Source organism: Mesorhizobium sp. LSHC412B00, from assembly GCF_000503035.1.
Classification (GTDB): Bacteria; Pseudomonadota; Alphaproteobacteria; order Rhizobiales; family Rhizobiaceae; genus Mesorhizobium.
The window spans coordinates 35890-59660 of the sequence record NZ_AYWB01000020.1 but is presented as its reverse complement, the minus strand read 5'-3'; the positions used below and the strand labels follow the sequence as shown (position 1 = coordinate 59660).

Here is a 23771-nt window from a genome sequence, read left to right as displayed (position 1 = left end):
GGTGTGTCCTGTTGATATTCCGGCTGCGAGGAACGATCAGGTGAGGGAAATCAGCCGGCGGTCAAGAGCACGCCGTGACCGAATTTGTCTGCCAAACTTTGGATAAGCATCTTCTCACGCACAGTAAGACGCTTTTGATCGACAAACCGCCAATTACGCTCATACAGCGCAAATGCCTCTTCGGCCGGAATCGGGCGTGCCGCATCGCGGTTCCAGGCGAGCGCCTGGAGCTCCGGAAACTCCGCAGGGACAATCATGGGCGCGATATCTGCGTTCATAATGCCCTTAACGTAGTGGATAGCGCTTAAAAAATCCAACGCAGCAAGAAACCGCTAAGCCGGCAGCGCCTCGGAAAACTCTACCGGCCTGCCCTGCCCGGGCGTGACGATCTCGCCTTCCCACATCACGCGACGACCGCGCACGATGGTGCCGATCGGCCAGCCGGTGACTTCCTTGCCGTCATAGGGCGTCCAGCCGGCCTTGGAGCCGGCTTGCGCATTGGTGATGGTCTCGCGCCGCTGGAGGTCGACAATGGTGAAATCGGCGTCATAGCCTGCGGCGATACGGCCTTTCCGGGCCATGCCGAAGATGCGCTGTGGGCCATGGCTGGAGAGGTCGACGAAGCGCTGCAGGGTCAGCCGGCCTGAATTGACGTGGTCGAGCATGATCGGCACCAGCGTCTGCACCCCGGTCATCCCCGACGGTGAGGCCGGATAGGGCTTTGCCTTTTCGGCCAGCGTGTGGGGGGCGTGGTCGGAGCCGAGCACATCGACGATGCCTTGCGCAATGCCGTGCCAGACGCCGTCGCGATGGCGGGCCGCGCGAACCGGCGGATTCATCTGGATCAGCGTGCCCAGCCGCGCATAGTCGTCGGCGGTGAGCGTCAAATGGTGCGGCGTCGCCTCGCAGGTGGCGACATCCTTGTGCTGTTCGAGGAACACGATCTCTTCGGCAGTGGAGATGTGCAGGACATGGATGCGGGCGCGGGTGCTGCGCGCGATGCGCACCAGCCGCTCGGTGCAGCGCAAGGCCGCGATCTCGTCGCGCCAGACGGGATGCGATGACGGGTCGCCCTCGACGCGCAGGCCCAGGCGCTCGCGCAGCCGGAACTCGTCCTCCGAGTGAAAGGCGGCACGGCGGCGGGTGTTGCGCAGGATCGATGCGACACCCTCGTCGTCCTCGACCAGCAGATCGCCGGTGGACGAGCCCATGAACACCTTTATCCCGGCAGCACCGGGCAGCCGCTCGAGCTCACCGACATCATCGGCATTCTCGCGCGTGCCGCCAACCCAGAAGGCGAAGTCGCAATGCATCCGGCTGGTGGCGCGGCGCACCTTGTCGGCAAGCGCCGCCTCGCTGGTGGTCAGCGGATTGGTGTTGGGCATTTCGAAGACGGCGGTGACCCCGCCCAGAACAGCGGCGCGAGATCCACTCTCGAGATCTTCCTTGTGCTCCAGCCCCGGCTCGCGAAAATGCACCTGGCTGTCAACGACGCCGGGCAGGACGTGCAGCCCGCGACAGTCGATCGCTTCGCCGGCCGAAGCTTGGCGAAGATCGCCCATTGCGACGATGCGACCACCCTTGACGCCGACATCGCGCGCGCCCTCGCCATCATGGTTGACCACCGTGCCGCCTGTCAGGATGAGGTCGTAGGTGGTGGCCATGGGCGTTCGGTCTCTTGCGGGGGGAGTATCGTCGGCTTACGTAAAGGCCGACCGTTTTGCAAGATCAGGTTCTTTGCCGCCCATGCCTTTTGCCCTGCTCAAAGACCGCGCTCTCATTTCTGTGTCAGGCCCGGATGCCGAGCATTTTTTGCAGAACATCCTCACCACCGACCTCGACACGCTGGGCGCCGGTGCGGCAAAACCCGGTGCGCTGCTTTCGCCGCAAGGCAAGATCCTGTTTGATTTCCTGATCTCGCGTAGCGGCGAGGACGGATTCCGGCTGGATTGCCGTGCCGACGTCGCAGACGACTTCCTGCGCCGGCTGATGCTTTACAAGCTGCGCGCCAAGGCCGAGATCGCGAAGCAGGATCAAGTGCTTGTGACGGTTGCGTGGGGCGATGATTCAAGCGCCTCACCTTCTGATTCAACGACACTTGCCGATGCCCGCTTCCGCGATGTGGTTGTGAGCCGTTTCTATGGCGGCGCATCCGCAGGTGGCGACCCGGCTGCGTGGAAGGCGCTCCGCATCGCCAAAGGCATTGCCGAAAGCGGTTCCGATTATCAGCTCGGCGATGCCTTCCCTCACGACGTGCTGCTCGACGAGACCGGCGGCGTCGGCTTCAAGAAAGGCTGCTATGTCGGCCAGGAAGTGGTCTCGCGCATGCAGCATCGCGGCACCGCCAGGCGCCGCGTGCTGATCGTTTCGGCCGACCGCGCCTTACCCGCGCCCGGCACGGAGCTGACGGTTGCGGGGCGGCCGGTCGGCACGCTCGGCTCGACCGCGGGCACGGCCGGCCTCGCCATTGCCCGCATCGACCGGGTCAAGGCGGCGCTCGACGCTGGCCAGCCGGTACTGGCCGGTGATGTCACCGTCTCACTCGCCATCCCGTCCTGGGCGAAGTTCAGCTTTCCCAGGGAAGCCATCGGCGCGGAGGACGCCTGATGGCTGCCGATCGCGTCGGAGCGCCACCCCGCGCGTGGCAGCGCATGCTGTCGGGACGGCGGCTCGACCTGCTCGACCCCTCGCCGCTCGACATCGAAATCTCCGACATCGCCCACGGGCTTGCCCGAGTCGCCCGCTGGAACGGCCAGACCCGCGGCGATCACGCCTTTTCGGTCGCCCAGCATTCGCTGCTGGTCGAGGCGCTGTTCAGCGAGTTGCAGCCGGGCGCGTCGGCCAATGCGCGGCTGGCAGCACTGCTGCATGACGCGCCGGAATATGTCATCGGCGATATGATCTCGCCGTTCAAATCGGTGATGGGCGGCTCCTACAAGGAGTGCGAGCTGCGCCTCCAGCGCGCCATCCATCAGCGCTTTTCGCTGCCGCCCGAACTCGGCGTCGGCTTGCGCAAGGAGATCAAGCGCGCCGACCAGATCGCGGCCTATTACGAGGCGACGCTGCTTGCCGGTTTCTCCACCGCGGAAGCAACCGAGTTCTTCGGCCGGCCGCGCGGCTTCAATGCCGACCGCTTCGACTTTAAGCCGCACTCGGTGACCTCGGCGCAAGCTGCCTTCCTAAAACGCTACGCAACGCTTGAAAAGCAACGCCAGGCAACGGTTGCCGTGCATTCGGCGCAGTGAACATACGCTAAATTAACCAGCGGTAACCACAGTACCGGGTTTCGATCACGGTCAGCAGGCACGCCTCATGTCCGTTGCGCACGTCAAGGGTGGTTCGCCCGTCCGCAGACGGGGAGCCGGAAGCGTCGCCGCGCCACGGCAGATCGCCGACGAACTGCGCCACCAGAACGAGCGCTTTTCGGCGGCCGTCGAGAATATGTCGCACGGGCTGTGCATGTTCGACGCCGACGAGCGGATGATCATCTGCAACGGCAACTATATCAGCATCTTCTCCCTCGACGCGAAGATCGTGCGGCCCGGCATCGCGTTCCTGGACATTCTAAAGCACAGCGTCGACATCGGTGTCGCCTCACAGAGCGCCGAAGACCTGTATGCCATCCGCAAGCCCTATATCGAGCGCGCGCAAGCCTCGACCTACGAGGAAATACTGTCGGACGGACGCATCGTTTCCATCACGCACCGGCCGCTGGCCTCAGGCGGCTGGGTGTCGATCTATGAGGACATTACGGAGCAAAGGCGGGCCGAGCAGGAACTGAAGGAGCAGCACCGCCGCTTCGATGCGGCGCTCGCCAACATGTCGCAAGGCCTGTTGATGTACGACGCCGAAGGCACGCTGATCGTGCGCAACCAGCGCTTCCTCGACCTCTACAAGGTCACGCCTGACGACTTCCCGCTCGGCATGAGCCAGCGCGCCCTGCTCGAACAGATGGTGCGACTGCGCATCTATCCGTCGATGGACATCGACGGCGAGATCGCCAACACCAGAGCCAGCCTGCAGGCCGGTGAGGAGCGTTCGACCGACCGCAGCCTTGCCGATGGCCGAACGCTGCTGGTTGCGCGCCGGCCGCTTACCGGTGGCGGCTGGGTGGCGACCTTCGAAGACATCACCGAGCGCCGGCGCGCCGAAGAGCGCATGAGCCACCTTGCCCATTACGACACGCTGACCGACCTGCCCAACCGCTCGATGTTTCGCGAACGGCTCGACCAGGCGATGGCCGGCGATACACCGTTGGCGATCTTCTCGCTCGACCTCGATCGCTTCAAGGCCGTTAACGACACCTGGGGACACCCGGCCGGTGACTGGCTGCTGAAATGCGTGGCGGAGCGGTTGCGGCACAGCCTGCGCAGCGACACCGATGTGGTCGCCCGCCTCGGTGGCGACGAGTTCGCCATCCTGCAGTTCAATCCCAAAGGCGCCACCGATGCGGAACAACTGGCAAAACGCATCGTCGCTGTCGTCAGCCAGCCGTTTCGCGACAAGGGCCGCGACATGCATGTCGGCATCAGCCTTGGCATCGCGCTGTATCCCGGTGACGGCAAGGACGCCGACACGCTTTTGAAGAACGCCGACATGGCGCTTTACAGCGGCAAGAGCGAAGGCCGCAACGTCTACCGCTTTTTCGAGCCCGGCATGGATGCCTTGGTGCGGGCGCGCCTGGCGCTCGAAACCGATCTCGAGACGGCACTGAAACGGCGGGAGTTCGTGCTGGAGTTCCAGCCGATCACCAACATCGCGTCGGGCAAGATCGTCGGCGCCGAATCGTTGATGCGGTGGAATTCACCGACGCGCGGCCTGGTGGCGCCCGACAATTTCATCGCAGCCGCCGAAGACAGCGGGCTGATCATTCCGCTGGGCGAATGGGCGCTGAAACAGGCCTGCAGTGTGGCCGCCGGCTGGCCGCCTGGAATGCGCATCGCCGTCAATGTCTCGGCAGTGCAGATCAGAAGCGCCGACTTTGCCCGCAGCGTGATTTCGGCGCTGGCCGTTTCCGGTGTGCCGGCCAGCCGGCTCGAACTGGAAATCACCGAGACCGTGCTGATGGATGAGAGCGAGACGGTGCTGAAGACGCTGAGGCAGCTGCGCGAACTCGGTATCCGCATCGCGCTCGACGATTTCGGCACCGGCTATTCGTCGCTCGGCTATCTCAGGCGTTTTCCCGTCGACAAGATCAAGATCGACCGCTCCTTCATCCACGATATCGACAACAAGGACACGGCGGCGATCGTGCGCACGATCATCGGGCTTGGTGCCGAACTTGGCATCACCGTCACCGCCGAAGGCGTCGAGACCGAAGCGCAGCTCGACATATTGCGCAAGGCTAGCTGCGTCGAGGCGCAGGGCTTTCTGATCGGCATGCCGTCAAAGGCCGCCGACATGGCTCGACTTCTCAAGACGAGGGCAGCGTCCCGGCGCGCCTGAACATCCCCGGCGTCATTCCATGCGCGGCGCGGAAGGTGCGCGAGAGATGGCTTTGGTCGGAGAAGCCGGCCGCAAAGGCGGCACCGGCGAGATCTGAACCTTGCCGGATCAGCAGATCGGCACGGCGCAGCCTGCGGTCACGGATGAAGGCAGCAGGGGTGAGACCCAGCACTTTCCTGAAATCGCGGATAACTTGAAAGCGCGTCACGCCTGCGGCTTCAGCGAGCCGCTGCAAATCGAGGCCCGAGTTCAGATGGTCTTCGATGACCTGTTCATAGACCCGGAGCCGGCTTTTCGATCCGAAGCTTTCGACCGCCTCGCGCCGCCGGCCGCCCCAATCGCCATGGCGCAGGATGAGCTTGCGCAAGGCGATCAGCATGGATGTTTCGGCGCTCGTGGCATCACCCAATGTCGAAGCCAAGTGCGCGACGCCTACTGCCTGGACGAGATCGGCATCATCTACGATCGCTTGTGAAAACAACGGCGGGCGATCCTGCCCGAGTTCGTCCGCGATCGCACCCACGAGCGAGGCCGAGGGATAGAAGGTGCGGTAAGCCCAGCCCTGGTCGGCGCCCGCCTCGCCGTCATGCCATATCTCCGGATTGACGAGCAGAACCGTGCCCGACGGCGCGAGGACAGTCTCGTTGCCGATGCGGACACGCTCGCACCCTTGCGTGATCAGGGCGACGACATAGGTGGGGTGCGTGTGCAGCTGGTAGCGATGCCGCGTGAAGCGCGCCTTGAGCATGCCAAGATCGCGAAAGCGCGGATGACGCCAGAACTGCGTCGTCTCCTGAGGCTGTTGAATTCCAGACACGGTCAATCCTGTTCAAGACGCCGCCGGCGCAAATCCTCTACGTGCTGGCATCGACAAGGCCGAATTTACGATAGCCGGCAAGGAGAGCGCAATGCTGCACAACGACCCCATCGCCGCCCTAACCCCGCAGGTGGTGGAATGGCGGCATCACATCCACGCCAACCCCGAACTCGGTTTCCAGGAGTATGAGACCGCGCGCTTCGTTGCCGACAAGCTGCGCACCTTCGGGCTCGACGAGGTTCATGAAGGCATAGGCGGCACCGGCGTCGTCGGCGTTCTCAGGGGACAGCCAGGCGTGCGCGCCATCGGGCTTCGGGCCGAACTCGATGCCTTGCCCGTGCTGGAAAAGACCGGACTGTCCTACGCGTCGAAAAAAGACGGCGTGATGCATGCCTGCGGCCACGACGGGCACACCGCGATGCTGCTCGGCGCCGCCAAGCTGCTCGCCGACAACAGAGCCTTCGACGGCACCGTCTGTTTCATCTTCCAGCCGGCGGAAGAAAATGAAGGCGGCGCCATGCGGATGATCGAGGACGGACTGTTCGAGCGCTTCCCCGTGGAAGCCGTCTACGCCGTCCACAACTGGCCGGGGCTGCCGCTCGGAAAGATCGCGGCCCGTGCCGGGTCGATGATGGCGGCCGTCGACACTTTCGAACTGAACTTTGAGGGGACCGGCGCGCATGCCGCCATGCCGCAGCTAGGCGACGATCCCGTGCTCGCGGCCGGCGCCTTCGTTCAAGCCGTGCAGCGCATCGTCAGCCGTTCGGTCGACCCGCAAATGGCGCTGGTCGTTTCGATCACCCAGATCCATGGCGGCAATGTCGGCAACATCGTGCCGGGCAAGGTCTGGCTGCAGGGAACCTGCCGCTTCTTCGAGCCCACTTTGTCGGACCATTGCGAAAGGCTGATCGGCGACATCGCGCAAGGCACTGCCTCGGCGCATGCACTCACCGCCAAGCTCGCCTACAAGAAAGGCTACCCGCCGCTGGTCAACACGTCGGCTGCCACTGACCGGGCCGTCCAGGCGGCAACCGCGGTTGTCGGCCGCGAGCAGGTCGAGACCGCATTCAACCCGAGCCTCGGCTGCGAGGATTTTGCCTACATGGTCCGCGAAGCCGGCGGCTGCTATGCCTGGGTCGGCGCAGGAGCGGTCAGACTGGGCGAAGGGCTGCACGGCGATCGCTATGTCTTCAACGACGCCATCGTCCCCACCGTGCTCCGCTATTTCGTCACGCTCGTTGAGCAGACGCTACGCTGACGGCCGAGCGCCTCAGCGCAAGGTCTCGACGTATTTCTCGTGGAAGCTGACATAGCCGGGTTCGACGACTTTGAGATGGCGCTCGATCAGCTGGTGGAAGGCCGGCAGCTGATGGAAGGGCACGCCGGGATAGGCGTGGTGCTCGGCGTGATACGGCATGTTCCAGGCGACTTTGCGCACCAGCCAGTTGGTCAGCGTGGTGCGGGTGTTTTCCAGCATGTTGGCGACAAGCGGGCAGCGGCCATGCTCGGCCAGCAGATAGAGCCTGAGGAAGGGCTGGCCGAGCAGCGCCGGCACGATCCAGACATAGAGCAGTACACTTGCCTCGAACCACAGGGCTAGCGCGGCGACCACGACATAGAAAGCGATCATGGCGCGGGCTTCAGTGCGCACCTTGGGCAGGCCTTTCGGCGGCACGTAGCTGTCGTGGCAGCCGCCAATCGCGTTGGTGTAGAGTGTCTGCAAATGCCCCCACCACACCGGCAGGCCCGAGACGTGGACGATGTATTGCCGCATCGTCTCCGGTTTCGGGAAGGCGAGTTCCGGATCGTTCTCGGGATCCTGGGTGAAACGGTGATGGGCGAAGTGGAAATAGCGAAACCAGTCGGCGGGCAGCGCGATCGCCAGGCTGCAGACCCTTGCGGCGGCATCGTTGAGCCACTGCGTCTCGAACGCCGTCCTGTGCACCGTCTCATGCAGCAGCGTGAACAGGAAGACGATAAGAATGCCTTGCGGCAACATCAACAGCGGCCAGTACGACACCTTGGCCGCAATCAGCCCGCCGATAGCCACAATCGCGCCGAGATGGAAGGCGAGTTGGACCAGACCCGGCCCGTCCGACTTGCCGGTCAGGCGGCTGCGCTGCTCATTGGTCAGGAACGCGATGACGTCGCGATGGTCTCTGGGTTCAAACTGGGCCGATACGGTCATGGCGCCAAGCTACTCGAATAAGAAAGCTTTCGAAAGACGAGGATTTCTGCGACACAGATAAGCTGACCTTACCTATCGGATCACCCAATGACCGCGCTTCCTTCGCTGAGAGGACTTCAAGCCTTCGAGGCGGCGGCGCGCTCGGGGAGTTTCGCCGCAGCGGCGGATGAGCTCTCGATCTCGGCGGCTGCGGTCAGCCAGCTCATTCGCACCGTCGAGGAGCAGATGGGTCGAAAACTGTTCCATCGCGTCAACCGCCGCGTGGTGCTGACGGAAGCCGGCGTCGAGATGCTGCCCCGGCTGACCCTGGCTTTTCGGGAGATCGGCAGCATCGCGCGTGGCAGCGATGCCTTCCGCCCGCGGCTTGTCGTATCGGTGCCGCCGTCCATGGCGATGGGCTGGCTTTCCGAACGCCTCGCCGGCTTTGTCGCCAGCCACGGCGCCGTCGACATATCCCTGCGCGGCGATGACGATCCGGTGCCGTTCGACCGCGAACTGATCGACATCCGGCTGTCCTTCGGCCCGCACTATCGTGAACACCCGAGCGAGGAGATCGTCAGGGACGCCGTCTACCCCGTCTGCGCGCCAGAACTCACCGCCAAAACCGACAGCCTCGCCGGCCTGCCACTGATTCACACCGACTGGGGACCGACCGGCGCGTCGTTTCCGTCTTGGCGCACATGGTTCGAGGCGGCGGGCATAGAGCCCGGCCGCACAGTGCAGCGCGGCCTGTCGGCGAACTCGTCGCGGGCAGCGCTCGACCTTGCCATTTCAGGGCTGGGCGTGGCGCTGGCGCAAGGCATTATTGCGCCGGGGCGCTGGAAGAGGGCCGTTTGGTCCGGGCTAATGCCCTATCGATCGCGCTGCGTCAGCCATATTGCCTGACGATCCCGGAACGCAGTGCAAGGCGCGACCTGGTGGCGGCGTTTCGCAATTGGCTGATTGAGGAATGCCGGCGGTCAGTGGGTTCGCCGGTGCTCCTATGATGGTCAGCAGCGTCAGAGATGCGCAGCCAGCGCCGCTGTCATGTCCTTGTTCGTCGCCACGGGAATGATCTCGAACTCCACCAGGTCAGACCATTCGATGACCCAGCGCTGCAGCAGAGTGACGTCATCGGCCTCGACCAGCAGGAAGCAGCGGCTCATATCAGCCGCGATCCAGGAGTGGTGCACGACAAGCGCGTCCGGCTTCAATCTGCCGCGCTCGCCGAAACGGCGGTAGATCTCCTTGCGGTCGCAGCCGGTGAAATCCTCGATGACGATGAACTGCATTTTTCCCCCTCGGTTGAATTACCGCCCGGGACGGCAAACTAACGCCCGGGACGGTCCAGCCGCTCCAGGAACCATTGCGTCAGCCGCACCCAGACTTCGTCCTTTTCGCCGGAATCCTCCCAGCCATGGTCGAGGTTCGGGTTGTCGTTGACCTCGATGACGAAGACGCCATCCTTGGTTTCCTTGAGATCGACGCCGTAAAGCCCGTCGCCGATGCAGCGCGCCGCCTTCACCGCGGTGTCGACGACATGCGGCGGCGTCTCTTTCAGCGTGAAGGTCTTGATGCCGCCCTGGTCGGGCTTGCCGCTGGCCTTGTGGTTGACGATCTGCCAGTGTTTTTTCGCCATCAGATAATGCACGGCAAACAGCGGCTGCCCACCGAGCACGCCGACGCGCCAGTCATATTCGGTCGGGATGAATTTCTGCGCGATCAGGAGATCGGAATCCTCCAGCCACTCGGTGGCGAGCGTCTTCAGTTCTTCGAAGTTGCCGCATTTCTTGACGCCGCGCGAGAACGATGAATCCGGGATCTTCAGCACCAGCGGAAAGCCCAGCGTCTGCGCCGCCAGTTCGAGGTCCGAGGTGCCGGCTATCATCACCGTCGGCGGCACCGGCACCTTGTTGTAGGCCATCAGTTCGTTGAGATAGACCTTGTTGGTGCAGCGGATCATCGACAGCGGGTCGTCGATCACCGGCATGCCTTCCTGCTGGGCGCGGCGCGCGAAGCGGTAGGTGTGGTTTGAGATCGAGGTGGTCTCGCGGATGAACAGCGCGTCGTAATTGGCGAGCTTGGCCAGGTCCTTCCTGGTGATCGGCTCGATTTCGACGCCCATCTTTTCGGCGATCTTGGCCCAGTAACGCAGCGAGGAAATCTCCGACGGCGGCAGTTCCTCATGCGGATCGACCAGCGTGGCGAAGGTGTAGCGTGCCGGCGTGCGGCCCTTGGTGTCGCGCCACTCGCGGTTGGTGTACGTCTCGAGCGCCTGCACGAAGAGGGCNCTCCTCGGCCATCCTGGCCAGCGGCAGGAAGCCGATCTTGCGGATCGAAGCCCATTCGGCGCTGTCCTTGATGTGAACCTCAAGCGCCGGAGCGCGGAACCAGTCGAACAACAGCTTGGCGAAGCGGTCCCAGACCTTCGACGGTCCGATGCCGAAGAAGATGCAGATTTTTTGCGGGAATACGCCACCGAGATCCTTGCGACATTTGTTGAGCGCCAGCTCCAGTTCCGGCAGCGCGTGCTCGTAGAGCTTGCGCTCGGACAGGTCGATCATCGTCTCGACCGTCGGGATGACCTTGTGGCCGCGCGAACCGGCGAGCAGAGAGGCATAATAGCCGCGGCTCTGGTAGGCGTAATTGTTCGACAGGTTGATGACCTTCGGCTGCTGGCCGCGAAACAGCGCCGGATGCGCAAGATAGTCACGGTTGGTGATGATCTTGTGCGGCGTCGCCGCCGGGTCGAGATCGTTCTGACGGCCGGTGAGGATGACCCAGGTCATTGTTATCAGCGTTTCCCAAGAGTGATGGCAGCACGCAGTCCGTCGCGGCCGAATTGCGCCATGTTCATGAAGATGCCGTGCGGCACGGGAATGTTGGCGGCATCGAGGATGGTCTCCTGTCTTTCGTCCTCGACCCAGGGATCGTGGATCAGGATGTGGTCGCCATCGTCGCCGATAGCCAGCACCCAATGCGGCACCTTCTTGCCGAACATCAGGAAGCCGCTGATCAGCACCAGCACCAGTTTTCCCTGAGCCAGGGCGCCGCGGATATCATCGATGGTGAACGGACGGTAATTCACCGGGATGCCGTAAAGTTCCGCGCGGCGGCGAAAGTCCACCTGGGCAAGTTCCATCACCCGGCGCTTGTCGTCGCTGCGCACCGATTGCAAGAACAGCGCGCCATAGAAGGACACGAAGATTTCCGCCGCAAGCCCGCTTTCGTAGCCGGAAACCGCAAGGCCGAAGGGCTCGCAGCCGCCCGGGCCGGACATCATGAACACGGTCGTTGCCTCGCGCCATAGGCGGATTTCCATGACCGGATCGGGCACGAAGCCGGAATCGAAATTGGCCATCGCCATCATCAGGCAGCATGGACCGCAGGTGAACTCGCAGGTCTGCTGGTAGAATGGGACTTTGGTGGCGACCGGAATATCGCCGCGCAAGGTCTTTTCGTAGCGCAGCGCGGTGGCGCCATCCTCGTAATAGTGGGGCTCGCGACCGATCTTGCGGTAGCCGCTCTGCTCATAGATGCCGATGGCGCGAAGATTGTCCTCGCGCACTTCGAGGCGCAACATCATGCGGTCGTGCTCGAAGGCAGCTTCTTCGGCCGCTGCAAGCAGCATGCGGCCAATGCCGCGGCCGCTGAAAAACGGGCTGGTGGCAAGCGAATAGAGCCGGGCGACGCCGCTGCCCTTGCGAAACAGCACGATGGCGTAGCCGGCGACACGGCCATCGCTTTCGGCGACCAGCATCTCGGCTGTCTCGCGTTCGATCAACAGGCGGAAGGAGCGCCGGGAAATGCGGTCACTGGAAAAAACCGCCTTCTCGATGGCGGCGAGGTCATCGACGTCGGACGCGCGGGCCTTGCGAATCTCGGCAGGCATGCGGGTTTGGAAAACCTCGATTGGGTGGAGGAAAAGGCCGCGGTCAAAAACGTCGCAAACATCAGCCGAAACGCCGATATCAGCCAAGCGCTATCGCACCTTGAATAGGGCCGAATTGTGACAGTTCCACCGCGAGTGGCGGGCGGTGACCGCGGCACCGCCAGGTGCGGCGCCGCCTCGGCGCATGACGCCAAAACCGAATGTGCTCAACTGGCGATACCGGCCAGAAGCTGACCGTAGGCGCGCTTGGCGACCGCAGCCAGCTGCTCTCGCGGCAGCGAGCCGACGACGGCGCAGGCATAGCCCTTGTCCAGCCAGTAGACCGCCTCGGGACCGTCGGCGTCGGCCATGTAGGTGCCCTTGGACTTGGCTGAGGAATCAGCGGTAACGAACAAGGAGATGCGCTGACCCTTGGCGTCCTCGTAAAGCAGCATCGCTGCCTTGCCCTGGCCGGCGGGCAGCAGCCGGCCGCCAACCAGCTGGAAGCCTTCCGCCACCAGATCCGGCGCCACCAGTTTCAAGCCGACGCGGTTGGACAGCCAGGTCTGCAGGTGATCCTTGTCGCTTGCCGGCACTTCCACCGCATGGCGCTGTTCGGCGGCATAGATGACATGGGCGGCGATAGCCTCTTCGGCCAGTTGGTCATCGGCGCCATCTTCCCTGCCGATGCCGTCGATGCCGGCAAAATAGCCGCCAAGACCGCCGATGACGAGCACTGCGGCCGCCGCGGCCGCAAGCCACCAGCGCGACTGCCGCGCCGCCGCCTTGGTCGCGCCTTCACCGCTAACGATCTGCTTGAACAGCACCGGCACGGGCTCGTCGAGCACACCGGCAAAGGCGGCGCGCAACGCGGCGCGGTCGGCGGTGTAGCGGGCGCTTTTCGCCTTCATTTCGGGATTGGCGTCGATCCAGGCGTCGTAGGCGGCGCGCTCGTCGCCCGGCAGCTCGCCGTCGAGAGCCATGTGGATATCGCGTTCGGAAAAATCGCGGCGGGTCATTTCTCGACGATCCTTATCGAGCGGCGGCGCGCCGTGTCATCGAGCAGGCTGCGCAGCTCCTCGCGTCCGCGCGCTATGCGCGACATCAGCGTGCCGGCGGGCACGCCGAGAATGTTGGCGGCTTCGGCATAGGAGAATCCTTCGATGGCGACCATGACTAGAGCGGCGCGGCGGTCGGGGCTGATCGCCTGCAATGCGTCGATGATCTCGCGCGAGGCGGCGTTCTCGGCCTGCTCGGCGGGGACTGCCTGCGCCTCGTTTGCGTCAAGCGGCAGGATCGCCGCCTCACCGCGCCGGTTCACCTTGCGCATCTGATCGATGAACAAATGATGCATGATCGTAAACAGCCACCTCCGGGGGCTTTCTCCCGTCTGCCAGCTTTCAAGCCGCAAGAGCGCTCGTTCGAGGCAATCCTGGACGAGATCGTCAGCGGATTCGCGGTCGCGCAGAAGCGAGCGTGCGTAGCGGCGCAGGCGCGGTATTTCGCCAAGGATTGCTGCCTTCTTTTCGTCCATGACCGCTGGTTCTGAGGTCGCCCTTGTTTAACCCGATTGAACGCGCCTTCCCGGCGCGGCGCAAGCGGCCAGCGCGTAGCGGTCTGCCGCCCCGGTCACCCAAGCAGTGAGATAACGAGTTGATCGGCTAAATTATTCCCCGCAATCAACAAAAGGGCCGAATTATCCTAAATCGGTCTGTGCAAAATCATGGCCTTTGTATAGCAGTGGAAGATCGCGGCTTTTCGCGCAGGCGTAAGCAAAACAGTCCCCGAGATTCAGATCCGCCTTGTGGCCAACGGCTTTGCCGTAACGGGCACTCGCGTCAATGGCCCGAGAGCCGATGTTGTCGTCAATGGCCAGACTCTCTCCCATGATCTCCACAATGAACTCATCGATCAGATCGCGGGCATGGAGAAGGGCTTCAGCGCTGGGTCTGCGCGGGCCGGCGCCGGCCCTTGCCAATGCCTGTGTTGCTTCGAAGTGAACCAACGGAGAAACCCAGACCTGCCCGGAAAAACCGGATAGCTGCTTCAGCAATTCCTCCCACCCAGGTTCCTGGTTGAGAATGGCGACGATCACCGACGCGTCGACAAACATCAGTCTTCCCACATCTCGTCGGTGAACTTCTTCATATCGAAATCGGGATTGGGCAGGCCAAGCTTCCTGGCCCTGTCCTGAAGACTGGCGATCCGATCGCGCAGCGGCACCTTCGCCCGATTGCGCTCAAGTTCGTGCACGAGCGCGACCCGCACCGCCTCCGTTTTGCTCGGAGCGTTCGTCTCGCGTTGCAATCTGCTGGCCAGCGCATCCACTTCGTCGTCGCGGATATAGAGCGGCATCGAATATCCTCCGTTGGATATTGATATATTCCATCTCGTATATCACTTCAAGTTGCAGCGTTGGCCTCCCTCGCCGCCCGCGTCAGCAGCCGCTGGTAGAACAGGCCGATGCCGATCAGCACGGCGCCAAGACCGATGAAGGACAGCGCCCTGAGCACGCCTTCCAGTTCCGACATGTCGAACAGGAAGACTTTTACCACGGCAATCGCGATCAGCGCCGCCGAGGCGATGCGCAGCACCTGCGACTTCAGCCAGACGCCGGCGGTGAGCAGCACGACGCCAATGACCAGCCAGAGCGCCGAATAGGTGTAGGTCTCGAGCTGGCCGAGGCCGCTCCACAGGCCGATGAACTCGCCCTTGAACACGCGCCTGACCGACAGTGTGGCGTAGGCGAAGACAAGCAATGCCGCCACCACCGCCAGCATCTGCGCATACCATGGCGGCCGCTTGTCCCTGGCATAGAGCGCCAGCCCGCCGACAGCGATGGCCGGCAGGAGATAAGCCAGGAACAAGAGGTTGAACACCGGGATCTGGCCGGTCGATTCGTCGGTGAACAGCGGATTGAGCACCAGGAAATGCTGGAGGACGATGAAGGCGACCGAGAGCACGCCGGCAGCCATCGAGCCGTAGCGCAGCACAGAGCTTGGCGAGCGCATGTCGATGGCCACCAGTATCGCGCCGGCGCCGATGGCGATCAGCGTATAGATCGCCTGTTCGGCGAGCGTCACCGGACCGGTGTCGATGACGCCGCCATGCATGGCGTGGCGCACCAGCATGGCGACGGTGAGCAGCGCAAACAGGGCTGCACCCGCCTCCATCGCTAGGCGCGGCCGGCCATTACCAGCTGTTGGTAGTGCGGGGGTGGTACGCGCGAGTTGCCAGGCGGCAAAGCCGAAGGCTAGCGCCGGTACGCCGTATCCCGGCAGCAGCCAGTTGAACACCCGCGTCGTCGTCAGGAACTCGGCGCCGACGATGGTCGGATCGAAGGCGACGCGGCCCAGCACGGCAACGACCGCGCCGACCGAAATCCAGCCAAGCACCGGATAGCTGCGCCACCGCGTCGCCAGCGCCGGCACGATGGCGGCAACGCCGGCAAGAATGGTCGTCCAGCCGGATCCGAAGGCCATGTGCAGCATCAGCAGGCCGGCCAGAGCCGAGCCGCAAAGCGCGAAGGAGACGGCGATGTCGCCCTTGAGCGGCGGCTGTTCGGCGCGCGCGATCCATTCGCCACCGGCAGCGAAGACAACAACCAGAAGGGCAGCTATCGCTGCGTAGACAAGGTCGCGGTCGAGATTGCCGTAGGCAAGCCACAGCGTCAGCAGAATAAGCAGCGGCGCAGCGACGCCCCATGCCGCCCAGCATGCCGCGCGGACCCGTGCTGAGGCGGCGAAGCGGCGTGCGGCCCAGAAGCCGGCGCCGATGAAGACCAGGCCGAGGCCAATGCCGACGCGCAGCGTCAACGGATTTCCGGCCGCCACCGGCATGCCGTCAAAGCCGATATTCCCCTGGGTTATGTCGGAGCCGATGGTGGTGGGCGGAATGATGCCGAGATGGATCATCACGCTCACCACGCCGGCGGCATGCAGCAGCGGCAGCGCGCGCGGCCGGTAGAGTGCGGTGGCGACAAGGGCGACGAGGACGAAGGCGCCCGGCAAGGCGCCACCGGCGGCGACCAGCGTCGTGTCGACGGACAGGCCTAGCGCTGAAAACGCAACGAAAACGCCAGGCACGATCGAGGGCCAGTCGAAGCCCGCCTTTGCAGGTTCCGCTTCGCCGCCACGACTGCCCAGCCAAACAAAGGCAAGCACCGCCAGCGTCACCGCGTCGATGAACAGGACGACGGCAAGGTCGGCGAACCGGATGACGGCAAGGTCGGCGACGAGCGTACTCATCATGTAGGCGATGGTCCAGGCGCCGGTGCCGAAGAAGGCGGCCGCAATCAGGAATTTCCAGTCGCGAATGCGGGCGATCACGGCTGTGGCGGCAAGCACGATCGCCAGGTAGACGAACAGCGCCCATGGGTTGGGCGCCTGCGAGGACACAAGCGCCGGCGTCGCCATCGAGCCGACAAGGCCGATGCCGGCCAGGGCCTGGCCGTGGACGAGGGCGGCGACAATGGTCGCCACGCCGATGGCGCCGAGCACGGTGAAGGCGAAGGCCGGCCCGACGAAACCGTAAATGGCATGCGCGGCATAGACCGTACCGAACAGGATGAAGGCGCCGGCAGCCGTCAGGATCGCCGGAATATAGGCGCCTGCAGCCCCTTGCACCGGCACCTTGAAGCCGGTGCGGCGGATGAACTCGCCGCCGCCGATCAGCACCAGGCCGAGCAGCGCCGCCAGGGACAGCCGCACTTCAGGGCCGAAAATGCCGGCCTCGATGGTGTAGCGGATCAGGAACAGGCCGCCCAGGGCCAGCGCGACGCCGCCGACCCAGACCGCCCAACGGGTGCCGAGCGCCGTTTCGACCTCTGATTGGCGGGCTGCCTTCGACGTGGCGGCAGGCGCGGATCCGGTGAATGCCGCCTTGGCCGCGGCCGACAGTTCTGGCACGGCCTCGCTGGTGGCCGCATCGGCTTCGGCGGCCGGTGCCTGGGCATGTGCCGCGTCTGCTGTTGTTGGCGAAGCTATGTCGGCAACTGGTGCGCTAGCGTGAGCGGCATCCGCCGGTGCGCTTGCAGCCTGCTCGGCCGGTTTGGCAACGGGCGGTGTCGCATGCACTCCGGACAGAACCAGGCTGCGCAGCGCTCCGAGCTCGCGCTCGATCAGACTGACGCGGCCCTGCTGGCGCAAGACGAGGACAAAAAGCACGATAACGACGACGGCGCCAATCAGGCTTTCAAACATGGCGGTTCCCCCAAACCAGGCCAGTTTTCACTGACAATTGCGGCGGCCACACGGCCACCCCAGACGGCTATTCAAGTCACGCCACCGCAATGGTGGCCGAAAAGAAGTTATCGAGCATGTTTCGTCGGCAAATTCCAGCGGCCTACGGTCTTTATCCTCACCCATCATCTGAGATAGCCAGGAATGGCATGCCGCCGCCACTTGCCCAGGAGCCATGCTATCCTCGGATGAACTACGAGGAAATCGAATGCCGAAACGAAGTGCAGGGCTGCTGATCCACCGGACAAGGGCCGGCATTCTCGAATTTCTGCTCGTCCATCCCGGCGGCCCGTTCTGGGCAAGGAAGGATGAAGGCGCTTGGTCGATCCCCAAGGGCCTCGTCGAGGACAATGAAGATGAGTTGGCCGCCGCCCGGCGCGAGGCTGGGGAAGAACTCGGAGTCAGCATCGATGGCGATTTCGAACCTGTCGGCAGCTATCGGCAAGCCGGCGGCAAGATCGTCATCGCCTGGAGTGTCGAAGCCGATTTCGATCCCGATGCCGTTAAAAGCAACATGTTCACGATGGAATGGCCGCCCAGGTCAGGCGTGACGAGGGAATTTCCCGAAATCGACAGGGCCGGCTGGTTTTCCTTCGCCGAGGCCAGCCTCAAGATCCTCGGCGGTCAGCGCGCCATCCTCGATGATTTCATGGAGCATCGCAAAGCCGGCTGAGGCTCTTGCCCTACGAGTACCCCCACCCTAACCCTCCCCACAAGGGGGAGGGAATGCTCCCGCATGCAGCTTTTGGTGTGAACCTGGACGGTTTGCGGAGGTCAGCACCCACCGAGTCTCCCTCCCCCTTCTGGCGCAGCGTCTGCCGTAAGGGCGGCCTTGCCGCCCGAATGATGCTTGCGCAAGGCGGCGAGGAAGCCGGCACGGGCATCGGGCTGTTCGATGCCGCGCGGCTCGTAGACATGGCGGGTGAAAAAGAAACCGGTCAGATGGAAGGCGTCCTCGAGTGCCGCGTGGTCCGCCCGCAAGCCGGAGCCGCGCCGCAGGAAGGCCGGCAGCGCCAGCATCTTGTCGCGCCATGGCGCGCCGGCCTGGCGCGAAACCGCGCGGCCGGATTTCGGCGAGACATAGGCCAGATCCTGCCTGGCGCCGGTCGCCGCGCACTGGCTGAGATCGAGGCCGAAGCCGAGTTCGTCGAGGATGAGCAGTTCGAAGCGCGCCACCAGTTCGCCGGCGGCATCCGAATCGTCCAGATGGGCGATCATCACGGCAAGCGTCTCATACAGGCCGCCATGGGCGTCGCGCTCCGGCAGGAGCCTGAGATGCGCGGCCATGGTCTGCAGGCCGTAGACGGCGACTGCGCTGTCCATCAACCTGGCGGCATTCATCTCGATCGCCTCGGCCTGGAAGGTGCCGAGATGCTCGTCGAGGCGTGCCCGCCACAAAAGGTCGACGCGGTTGCCGGGCTGCAGCACCGGCTGCTGCTTGCGCGAGCGCCCGCCGCGCACCAGGCCGAGATGGCGGCCATGCGCACGCGTCATTACCTCGAGAATGGCGCTGGTTTCGCCATGCTTGCGGGTGCCGAGTATGATTCCCTCGTCGCGCCATTCCATGGCAGGAGCTTGTCACCGGTTGCGTGGCTAAATCAAGGTTTTGGCGCGCCGCGTGCGATCTGTGCTGACATTGGATCCCCACACATCGTCGAAAGGCTCTGATCACGCGAATTCCCGGTGATCGGCCAGGACGTCGTCGATGACGCGGCGCGATCGTTCCGCCTCGGCCTGGTTGGCGTCGTGTCCGGCAACGGTGATCAGCGCTTTCCACAGCGTCCAGCCGCGGCCGCGCGCCCAGGTCGCTTCATCGACGTCGATGGCAGCCCGGAATGCCTCCCGGCTCTCGCCCTGGAAGAATGTCCAGGCGATCGCCAGGTCGCAAGAGGGATCGCCGATGCCTGAGGTGCCGAAGTCGATGATGGCGCTCAAACGGCCGTTTTGGACCAGAAGGTTGCCCCAGGCGACGTCGCCGTGAAACCAGACGGGCGACCCTTGCCAGGTGGCGGCAAGGGCCGCATCCCAGACAGCGGTGGCCGCCTGGGTGTCGATCTGCCCCTCCAGCGCCTGGAGTGCTTCCCTTGTCTGGTTGTCATACACGCTCAGCGATCCGCCGCGGAAGAAATTGTGCTGGCCCGCGGGCGGCCCGCCCGCCGGATCGATCCGCCGGAGCGCAATGAGGAACTTGGCCAGATCGACCGCGAACTGTCGGCGATCGGCGATTTCGGCGGTCTTGGCTGTTTCGCCGTCGATCCAGCGGTAGACGGACCATTGCCAGGGGTAGTCCTCCCCAGGCTCGCCCATCGCCAGTGGAACCGGGATCGGCAGCGGCAGAAGCGGCGCCAGCCTGGGCAGCCAGCGGTGCTCTTTTTCGACCTGCAAGGCATATGGTGCGGCACTCGGCAGCCGCACAGTCATATCATTGCCGAGGTGGAAGGTTCGGTTGTCCCAGCCGCCAAACGCCACCGGCCTCACCGGCAGATGCCGCCATTGCGGAAACTGCGCGTTGACCAGCCGGCGCACGAGATCGGTATCGATGGTCGGTTTTGGATCAGGCATGTCATCGTCTCAAACTGCCGGGCGGCATTTCTAGACGATGAAGCTCAATGGGGAAACTCAAGCCCCATCTCGCGGTAGCGCTCGGGGTCGTCGCCCCAGTTTTCACGCACTTTGACGAACAAGAACAGGTGCACTTTCTGCTCGAGAATGCCGGCTATTTCCATGCGCGCCGACTGGCCGATGGCGCGGATGGTCTCGCCCTTGTGGCCGAGCACGATCTTCTTCTGGCTGTCGCGCTCGACATAGATGGTCTGGTCGATGCGCACCGAGCCGTCCGGTTTCTCTTCCCATTTCTCGGTCTCGATATGCGAGGAATAGGGCAACTCCTGATGCAGCCGCAGATACAGCTTCTCGCGGGTGATCTCGGCGGCCAGCTGGCGCATCGGCAGGTCCGAGATCTGGTCTTCCGGATAGTACCAGGGGCCGACCGGCAGCGCTTGCGCGAGATAGTCGAGCAAATCCTTGCAGCCGGAGCCGGTCAGCGCCGAGACCATGAAGGTGCGCTTGAACGGCACCTTTTCGTTTGCTGCCGCGGCCAGGGCCAGCAGCGCCTCATGCTTGACCCGATCGACCTTGTTGAGGATCAGCACCATCGGTTGGCGGACGTCCTTCAGCCGCTCGAGGATGGCGTCGGCGTCACCCCTGATGCCGCGCTCGGCATCGATCAGCAGCAACACGATATCGGCGTCCTTGGCGCCACCCCAGGCGGTGGTCACCATGGCGGTGTCGAGCCGGCGCTTCGGCTTGAAGATGCCGGGCGTGTCGACAAAGACGATCTGCGCGTTGTCATGCGTGGCGATGCCGCGCACGATGGCGCGGGTGGTCTGCACCTTGTGGGTGACGATCGACACCTTGGCGCCGACCAGCTGGTTGACCAGCGTCGACTTGCCGGCATTGGGCGCCCCGATCAGGGCGACGAAGCCGGAGTGTGTGGCAGTGGCCTCCGCTGCCGGAGGGAGATCTTCGCTGCCGGTCATGCCGCACTCCCGTGGTTGGCCCAGATGCCCTCGCGCATAAGAAACGCCGATGCCGCCGCTTCTTCGGCTGCGCGACGAGAGCCGCCCGTGCCGCTTGCCGGCGCAAAACCGCCGACCTTCACGGACACCGTGAAAACCGGTTGATGTTCAGGTCCTTCGCGTTTCTCGATCGCGTATTCGGGCCTGATATCGCTGGTCTTGGCGATCCATTCCTGCAGGTCGGATTTCGGATTGGGCGGCTTGGCCACCACCTTTTGCGAGCGCGGCTCCCAGTAGCGCAGGACGAATTGCCTTGCCGCATCGAGGCCGCCATCGATATAGACCGCCGCGATCAGCGCTTCGACCGCATCCGCCAGATAATTTCCGCCCGAGCCGCGCGAGCGCGCCTTCAAGGCAGCGTCGGCCCGAACCAGATCTTCGAGCTGCATTTCAATGCCGATCTCGGAGCATGTCCGCGCATCGACCAGGGCATTGAAGCGCGGGGCGATTTCACCTTCCGGCGCCTCAGGAAACTTTTCGAAAAGCAGGTCGGCAACGATCAGGCCGAGCACGCGGTCGCCAAGGAATTCGAGGCGCTGGTTGTTGCTGCTTGCCTTGACCGCACTGGAATGGGTCAGCGCGGTCTCGAGCAAACGGACATCCCGGAAGGAATGGCCGGTTTTGGCTGTCACCAAATCGGCCAGAGTTTCACCCGTCGGGCGCTTCAAAGCCATCAATTCACGAAATGGAACAGGCGCGACAGGCGCACCAGCGACGGCCATTTCCAGATCTCGAGCGGGCTCGCCTTCCCGGCGATCGAGAAGAAGACGATGTTAGCGCGGCCGACAAGGTTCTCCGCCGGCACGTAGCCGACGCTGAGGCGGCTGTCGGAGGAATTGTCGCGGTTGTCGCCCATCATGAAATAGTTGCCGGGGGGCACGACGAACTCGCGGGTGTTGTCGGTGATCGAATTCGGTGTCAGGTCGAGCGTGTCGTAGCTGACGCCGTTGGGCAGGGTCTCGCGATAGACGTCGACCGGCTCAGGCACTTCCGTGATATCAGGATTTTGGATCTGGCCGGTTTTCACACGAGGCACGCCCTGGCCGTTGATGAACAATTGGCCGTCCTTCATCTGGATCTTGTCCCCCGGCAGGCCGACGACGCGCTTGATGTAGTCGAGCGACGGATCCGGCGGGAACTTGAAGACCACCACGTCGCCGCGCTTCGGATCGGAACCCCAGATGCGGCCGGAAAAGATGTCGGGGCCGAATGGCAGCGAATAACGCGAGAAGCCGTAGGACCATTTGGTGACGAACAGATAGTCGCCTTCGAGCAAGGTCGGCCGCATAGAGCCGGACGGGATCGAGAAGGGCTGGAACAGCAACGTGCGGATGACCATGGCCAGCAGCAAAGCCTGGATGATGACGCTGACGATTTCGCCAAGCCCGCCGGATTTCTTCTCGGATTTTTCAGCCACGCTCATGTCGTCCTCGATTGTGCGTTGGATGGTATAGAGTCTCGGCGCGCGCTGGGCAACGTCAAGTCGGCGTTAGATAGCGGTCGTCTGATGCAATCAATGTGGCGCTTGTTCGGCGGGCAACGCCTCGATGATCACAAAGGCTTGAGCAAGCGGGAAATCATCGGTGATTGTGAGGTGGATCGCCGCTCTGTGCCCCTGTGGCAGGATTTTGGCCAGCCGTGCCGCCGCTCCCCCGGTCAGCGCCATGGTCGGCGCGCCGCTGGGCAGGTTGGCGACCCCCATGTCGCGCCAGAACACGCCCTGCGCCAGGCCGGTGCCAAGCGCCTTGGCGCAGGCCTCCTTGGCGGCGAAGCGCTTGGCATAGGAGGCTGCGCGGCCCTTGCGGCCTTCCGAGCGGACCTGTTCGACCTCGGTGTAGATGCGCTGGATGAAGCGCTGACCATGCCGTTCCAGCGACTTTTCGATGCGTCTGATGTCGATCAGGTCGCTGCCGATGCCGATGATCATTCCGCCGGAACTTCCCGTCCGCGGTGCTCGGCCTTATGCGCCCGCTCTGCCATGCGCTTCCTGCGCTGCTCGCGAAAGGCTGTCATCCCCCAGCGGGTGATACCGTAGAAGATCAGCCCGAAGATCAGGCCGAGCGGCACAGCGCCGATCAGCATCGGCTCGAGCACCGGATGCCACAGTTTTGTAAACGACAGCGTGTGCATCATCTCACCAAGATGCGCAGGCGGTCCGTTCTTGGGCAGGCGTTCATGCAGGATCAGCTTGCCGACTTCCCAGGACGCTCCCCACAGCAGCGGGAAAGTCAGCGGATTGCCGAAGAATACCGCGCCGAGGGCGGCGGCCACCAGATTGCCGGCGACCACCCAGCAGAGCACGGCGGCGACGGCGAAATGGAAGCCGAGCGGAAAGAAGGAGGCGAAAACGCCGGCCGCGACGCCGGCCGCGACCGCATGCGGTGTCGCCTTCAGCCGCAGGATGCGCTTGGAGAAATATTGCAACGAGCGCGAAAACGAGCGGCGCGGCCACAGATAGGTACGCACCCGCTCCAGAATGCCATCAGGCTTTCGGCGTCGAAAAAGCACTCTGTTCCAGTTCCCGGTTCGTCACGCCCAAATTGCAACCATCCCTGGCCGGGCGCGGTCGCTCCATCTTGCGCTTCGAGGGCGCAGAAAGGCAACAACGACTTTGATATAGCGACTGCCTTGCGGCGGAACAATGAAACGCCGC

At 63.8% G+C, this 23771-nt stretch carries 23 protein-coding genes and 2 pseudogenes; 6 read left to right on the top strand and 19 right to left on the bottom strand.

Annotated features, from left to right (window positions below; all coding sequences use genetic code 11):
• Nucleotides 1-50 precede the first annotated feature (50 nt).
• Both X757_RS139585 and X757_RS139590 read right to left on the bottom strand, forming a co-directional pair.
• The gene (locus X757_RS139585) at nt 51-278 is read right to left on the bottom strand and encodes a hypothetical protein (RefSeq protein ID WP_027049982.1); all 228 of its coding nucleotides are present in this window, start codon (nt 276-278) and stop codon (nt 51-53) included.
• A gap of 54 nt (nt 279-332) precedes the next feature.
• Nucleotides 333-1664 (bottom strand): dihydroorotase, encoded by a 1332-nt coding sequence (locus X757_RS139590; protein WP_023727576.1) that lies wholly within the window; start codon nt 1662-1664, stop codon nt 333-335.
• A gap of 82 nt (nt 1665-1746) precedes the next feature.
• Between X757_RS139590 and X757_RS139595 the strand changes: the two genes are divergently transcribed.
• The 3 genes from X757_RS139595 (at nt 1747) to X757_RS139605 (ending at nt 5445) form a co-directional block, all read left to right on the top strand.
• Nucleotides 1747-2607, top strand: coding sequence for a folate-binding protein YgfZ (locus X757_RS139595; protein WP_023727575.1), 861 nt, complete (start codon nt 1747-1749; stop codon nt 2605-2607).
• The gene (locus X757_RS139600; RefSeq protein WP_023727574.1) at nt 2607-3245 is read left to right on the top strand and encodes an HD family hydrolase; all 639 of its coding nucleotides are present in this window, start codon (nt 2607-2609) and stop codon (nt 3243-3245) included. The genes X757_RS139595 and X757_RS139600 overlap by 1 nt, the downstream gene beginning before the upstream one ends.
• A gap of 67 nt (nt 3246-3312) precedes the next feature.
• Nucleotides 3313-5445, top strand: coding sequence for a bifunctional diguanylate cyclase/phosphodiesterase (locus tag X757_RS139605; RefSeq protein ID WP_023727573.1), 2133 nt, complete (start codon nt 3313-3315; stop codon nt 5443-5445).
• Here X757_RS139605 and X757_RS139610 read toward each other — a convergent pair.
• Nucleotides 5414-6193, bottom strand: coding sequence for an AraC family transcriptional regulator (locus X757_RS139610; RefSeq protein WP_050593978.1), 780 nt, complete (start codon nt 6191-6193; stop codon nt 5414-5416). The two genes, X757_RS139605 and X757_RS139610, sit on opposite strands and share 32 nt — an antisense overlap.
• A gap of 160 nt (nt 6194-6353) precedes the next feature.
• Here X757_RS139610 and X757_RS139615 point away from each other — a divergent pair, with 160 nt between their 5' ends.
• Nucleotides 6354-7520: an amidohydrolase gene (locus X757_RS139615; RefSeq protein ID WP_023727571.1), complete on the top strand. Its 1167-nt coding sequence runs from the start codon at nt 6354-6356 to the stop codon at nt 7518-7520.
• A gap of 12 nt (nt 7521-7532) precedes the next feature.
• Here X757_RS139615 and X757_RS139620 read toward each other — a convergent pair whose 3' ends face one another.
• Nucleotides 7533-8450: a fatty acid desaturase family protein gene (locus X757_RS139620; RefSeq protein ID WP_023692868.1), complete on the bottom strand. Its 918-nt coding sequence runs from the start codon at nt 8448-8450 to the stop codon at nt 7533-7535.
• Nucleotides 8451-8537: 87 nt separating this feature from the next.
• Between X757_RS139620 and X757_RS01000000165350 the strand changes: the two are divergent.
• Nucleotides 8538-9436 (top strand): annotated as a pseudogene (locus X757_RS01000000165350) (LysR substrate-binding domain-containing protein).
• A gap of 12 nt (nt 9437-9448) precedes the next feature.
• On the opposite strand, the gene X757_RS139625 reads toward X757_RS01000000165350, so the two are convergent.
• From X757_RS139625 to X757_RS139655, 8 genes and pseudogenes are all read right to left on the bottom strand, one after another.
• Nucleotides 9449-9721, bottom strand: coding sequence for a DUF3303 domain-containing protein (locus X757_RS139625; RefSeq protein ID WP_023727570.1), 273 nt, complete (start codon nt 9719-9721; stop codon nt 9449-9451).
• A gap of 38 nt (nt 9722-9759) precedes the next feature.
• Nucleotides 9760-11218: pseudogene (locus X757_RS01000000165345) on the bottom strand (RimK family protein).
• A gap of 5 nt (nt 11219-11223) precedes the next feature.
• Nucleotides 11224-12321, bottom strand: coding sequence for a peptidase C39 family protein (locus tag X757_RS139630; protein ID WP_023692865.1), 1098 nt, complete (start codon nt 12319-12321; stop codon nt 11224-11226).
• Between the two features lie 206 nt (nt 12322-12527).
• Nucleotides 12528-13319, bottom strand: coding sequence for an anti-sigma factor (locus X757_RS139635; RefSeq protein WP_023687291.1), 792 nt, complete (start codon nt 13317-13319; stop codon nt 12528-12530).
• Complete coding sequence (locus tag X757_RS139640) at nt 13316-13834, bottom strand: RNA polymerase sigma factor (protein WP_023670250.1); 519 nt, start codon at nt 13832-13834, stop codon at nt 13316-13318. Before X757_RS139640 ends, X757_RS139635 begins: the two co-directional genes overlap by 4 nt.
• A 162-nt stretch (nt 13835-13996) precedes the next feature.
• Nucleotides 13997-14413, bottom strand: coding sequence for a type II toxin-antitoxin system VapC family toxin (locus X757_RS139645; protein WP_023670249.1), 417 nt, complete (start codon nt 14411-14413; stop codon nt 13997-13999).
• Complete coding sequence (locus tag X757_RS139650; protein ID WP_023670248.1) at nt 14413-14655, bottom strand: type II toxin-antitoxin system VapB family antitoxin; 243 nt, start codon at nt 14653-14655, stop codon at nt 14413-14415. Before X757_RS139650 ends, X757_RS139645 begins: the two co-directional genes overlap by 1 nt.
• A gap of 47 nt (nt 14656-14702) precedes the next feature.
• A complete protein-coding gene (locus X757_RS139655) occupies nt 14703-17501 on the bottom strand; it encodes a DUF2339 domain-containing protein (protein ID WP_023727569.1) in 2799 nt (932 codons plus the stop codon).
• A gap of 247 nt (nt 17502-17748) precedes the next feature.
• Between X757_RS139655 and X757_RS139660 the strand changes: the two genes are divergently transcribed.
• Entirely contained in the window at nt 17749-18213 is a 465-nt protein-coding gene (locus X757_RS139660) for an NUDIX domain-containing protein (protein WP_023670246.1), read from the top strand.
• Nucleotides 18214-18314: 101 nt separating this feature from the next.
• On the opposite strand, the gene recO is transcribed toward X757_RS139660, so the two are convergent.
• The 7 genes from recO to X757_RS139695 all read right to left on the bottom strand — a co-directional run bounded on the left by recO (nt 18315) and on the right by X757_RS139695 (nt 23626).
• Nucleotides 18315-19106: a DNA repair protein RecO gene (gene recO / locus X757_RS139665; RefSeq protein ID WP_023670245.1), complete on the bottom strand. Its 792-nt coding sequence runs from the start codon at nt 19104-19106 to the stop codon at nt 18315-18317.
• Nucleotides 19107-19208: 102 nt separating this feature from the next.
• The gene (locus X757_RS139670; protein ID WP_023727568.1) at nt 19209-20102 is read right to left on the bottom strand and encodes an aminoglycoside phosphotransferase family protein; all 894 of its coding nucleotides are present in this window, start codon (nt 20100-20102) and stop codon (nt 19209-19211) included.
• A 44-nt stretch (nt 20103-20146) separates the two neighbouring features.
• Nucleotides 20147-21079 carry a GTPase Era gene (gene era, locus X757_RS139675; protein ID WP_023727567.1) on the bottom strand — a complete coding sequence of 311 codons (933 nt, stop codon included), beginning with the start codon at nt 21077-21079 and terminating at the stop codon, nt 20147-20149.
• Nucleotides 21076-21792 (bottom strand): ribonuclease III, encoded by a 717-nt coding sequence (gene rnc / locus X757_RS139680; RefSeq protein ID WP_023727566.1) that lies wholly within the window; start codon nt 21790-21792, stop codon nt 21076-21078. Before rnc ends, era begins: the two co-directional genes overlap by 4 nt.
• The gene (gene lepB / locus X757_RS139685) at nt 21792-22541 is read right to left on the bottom strand and encodes a signal peptidase I (protein WP_023670241.1); all 750 of its coding nucleotides are present in this window, start codon (nt 22539-22541) and stop codon (nt 21792-21794) included. The genes rnc and lepB overlap by 1 nt, the downstream gene beginning before the upstream one ends.
• A 90-nt stretch (nt 22542-22631) precedes the next feature.
• Nucleotides 22632-23045: a holo-ACP synthase gene (gene acpS, locus X757_RS139690; RefSeq protein WP_023670240.1), complete on the bottom strand. Its 414-nt coding sequence runs from the start codon at nt 23043-23045 to the stop codon at nt 22632-22634.
• A complete protein-coding gene (locus tag X757_RS139695; RefSeq protein WP_023727565.1) occupies nt 23042-23626 on the bottom strand; it encodes a DUF2062 domain-containing protein in 585 nt (194 codons plus the stop codon). Before X757_RS139695 ends, acpS begins: the two co-directional genes overlap by 4 nt.
• Between the last annotated feature and the right edge of the window lie 145 nt (nt 23627-23771).

What these genes read in the sequence shown, in the direction of transcription:
- X757_RS139650 (WP_023670248.1), bottom strand. Translation starts at nt 14,655, where the DNA reads ATGCCGCTCTATATCCGCGACGACGAAGTGGATGCGCTGGCCAGCAGA.
- X757_RS139645 (WP_023670249.1), bottom strand. Translation starts at nt 14,413, where the DNA reads ATGTTTGTCGACGCGTCGGTGATCGTCGCCATTCTCAACCAGGAACCT.
- X757_RS139630 (WP_023692865.1), bottom strand. Translation starts at nt 12,321, where the DNA reads ATGCCTGCCGAGATTCGCAAGGCCCGCGCGTCCGACGTCGATGACCTC.
- X757_RS139585 (WP_027049982.1), bottom strand. Translation starts at nt 278, where the DNA reads ATGAACGCAGATATCGCGCCCATGATTGTCCCTGCGGAGTTTCCGGAG.
- rnc (WP_023727566.1), bottom strand. Translation starts at nt 21,792, where the DNA reads ATGGCTTTGAAGCGCCCGACGGGTGAAACTCTGGCCGATTTGGTGACA.
- X757_RS139640 (WP_023670250.1), bottom strand. Translation starts at nt 13,834, where the DNA reads ATGGACGAAAAGAAGGCAGCAATCCTTGGCGAAATACCGCGCCTGCGC.
- lepB (WP_023670241.1), bottom strand. Translation starts at nt 22,541, where the DNA reads ATGAGCGTGGCTGAAAAATCCGAGAAGAAATCCGGCGGGCTTGGCGAA.
- era (WP_023727567.1), bottom strand. Translation starts at nt 21,079, where the DNA reads ATGACCGGCAGCGAAGATCTCCCTCCGGCAGCGGAGGCCACTGCCACA.
- X757_RS139615 (WP_023727571.1), top strand. Translation starts at nt 6,354, where the DNA reads ATGCTGCACAACGACCCCATCGCCGCCCTAACCCCGCAGGTGGTGGAA.
- X757_RS139590 (WP_023727576.1), bottom strand. Translation starts at nt 1,664, where the DNA reads ATGGCCACCACCTACGACCTCATCCTGACAGGCGGCACGGTGGTCAAC.
- X757_RS139655 (WP_023727569.1), bottom strand. Translation starts at nt 17,501, where the DNA reads ATGTTTGAAAGCCTGATTGGCGCCGTCGTCGTTATCGTGCTTTTTGTC.
- X757_RS139605 (WP_023727573.1), top strand. Translation starts at nt 3,313, where the DNA reads ATGTCCGTTGCGCACGTCAAGGGTGGTTCGCCCGTCCGCAGACGGGGA.
- recO (WP_023670245.1), bottom strand. Translation starts at nt 19,106, where the DNA reads ATGGAATGGCGCGACGAGGGAATCATACTCGGCACCCGCAAGCATGGC.
- acpS (WP_023670240.1), bottom strand. Translation starts at nt 23,045, where the DNA reads ATGATCATCGGCATCGGCAGCGACCTGATCGACATCAGACGCATCGAA.
- X757_RS139610 (WP_050593978.1), bottom strand. Translation starts at nt 6,193, where the DNA reads ATGCTCAAGGCGCGCTTCACGCGGCATCGCTACCAGCTGCACACGCAC.
- X757_RS139600 (WP_023727574.1), top strand. Translation starts at nt 2,607, where the DNA reads ATGGCTGCCGATCGCGTCGGAGCGCCACCCCGCGCGTGGCAGCGCATG.
- X757_RS139635 (WP_023687291.1), bottom strand. Translation starts at nt 13,319, where the DNA reads ATGACCCGCCGCGATTTTTCCGAACGCGATATCCACATGGCTCTCGAC.
- X757_RS139670 (WP_023727568.1), bottom strand. Translation starts at nt 20,102, where the DNA reads ATGCCTGATCCAAAACCGACCATCGATACCGATCTCGTGCGCCGGCTG.
- X757_RS139660 (WP_023670246.1), top strand. Translation starts at nt 17,749, where the DNA reads ATGCCGAAACGAAGTGCAGGGCTGCTGATCCACCGGACAAGGGCCGGC.
- X757_RS139620 (WP_023692868.1), bottom strand. Translation starts at nt 8,450, where the DNA reads ATGACCGTATCGGCCCAGTTTGAACCCAGAGACCATCGCGACGTCATC.
- X757_RS139625 (WP_023727570.1), bottom strand. Translation starts at nt 9,721, where the DNA reads ATGCAGTTCATCGTCATCGAGGATTTCACCGGCTGCGACCGCAAGGAG.
- X757_RS139595 (WP_023727575.1), top strand. Translation starts at nt 1,747, where the DNA reads ATGCCTTTTGCCCTGCTCAAAGACCGCGCTCTCATTTCTGTGTCAGGC.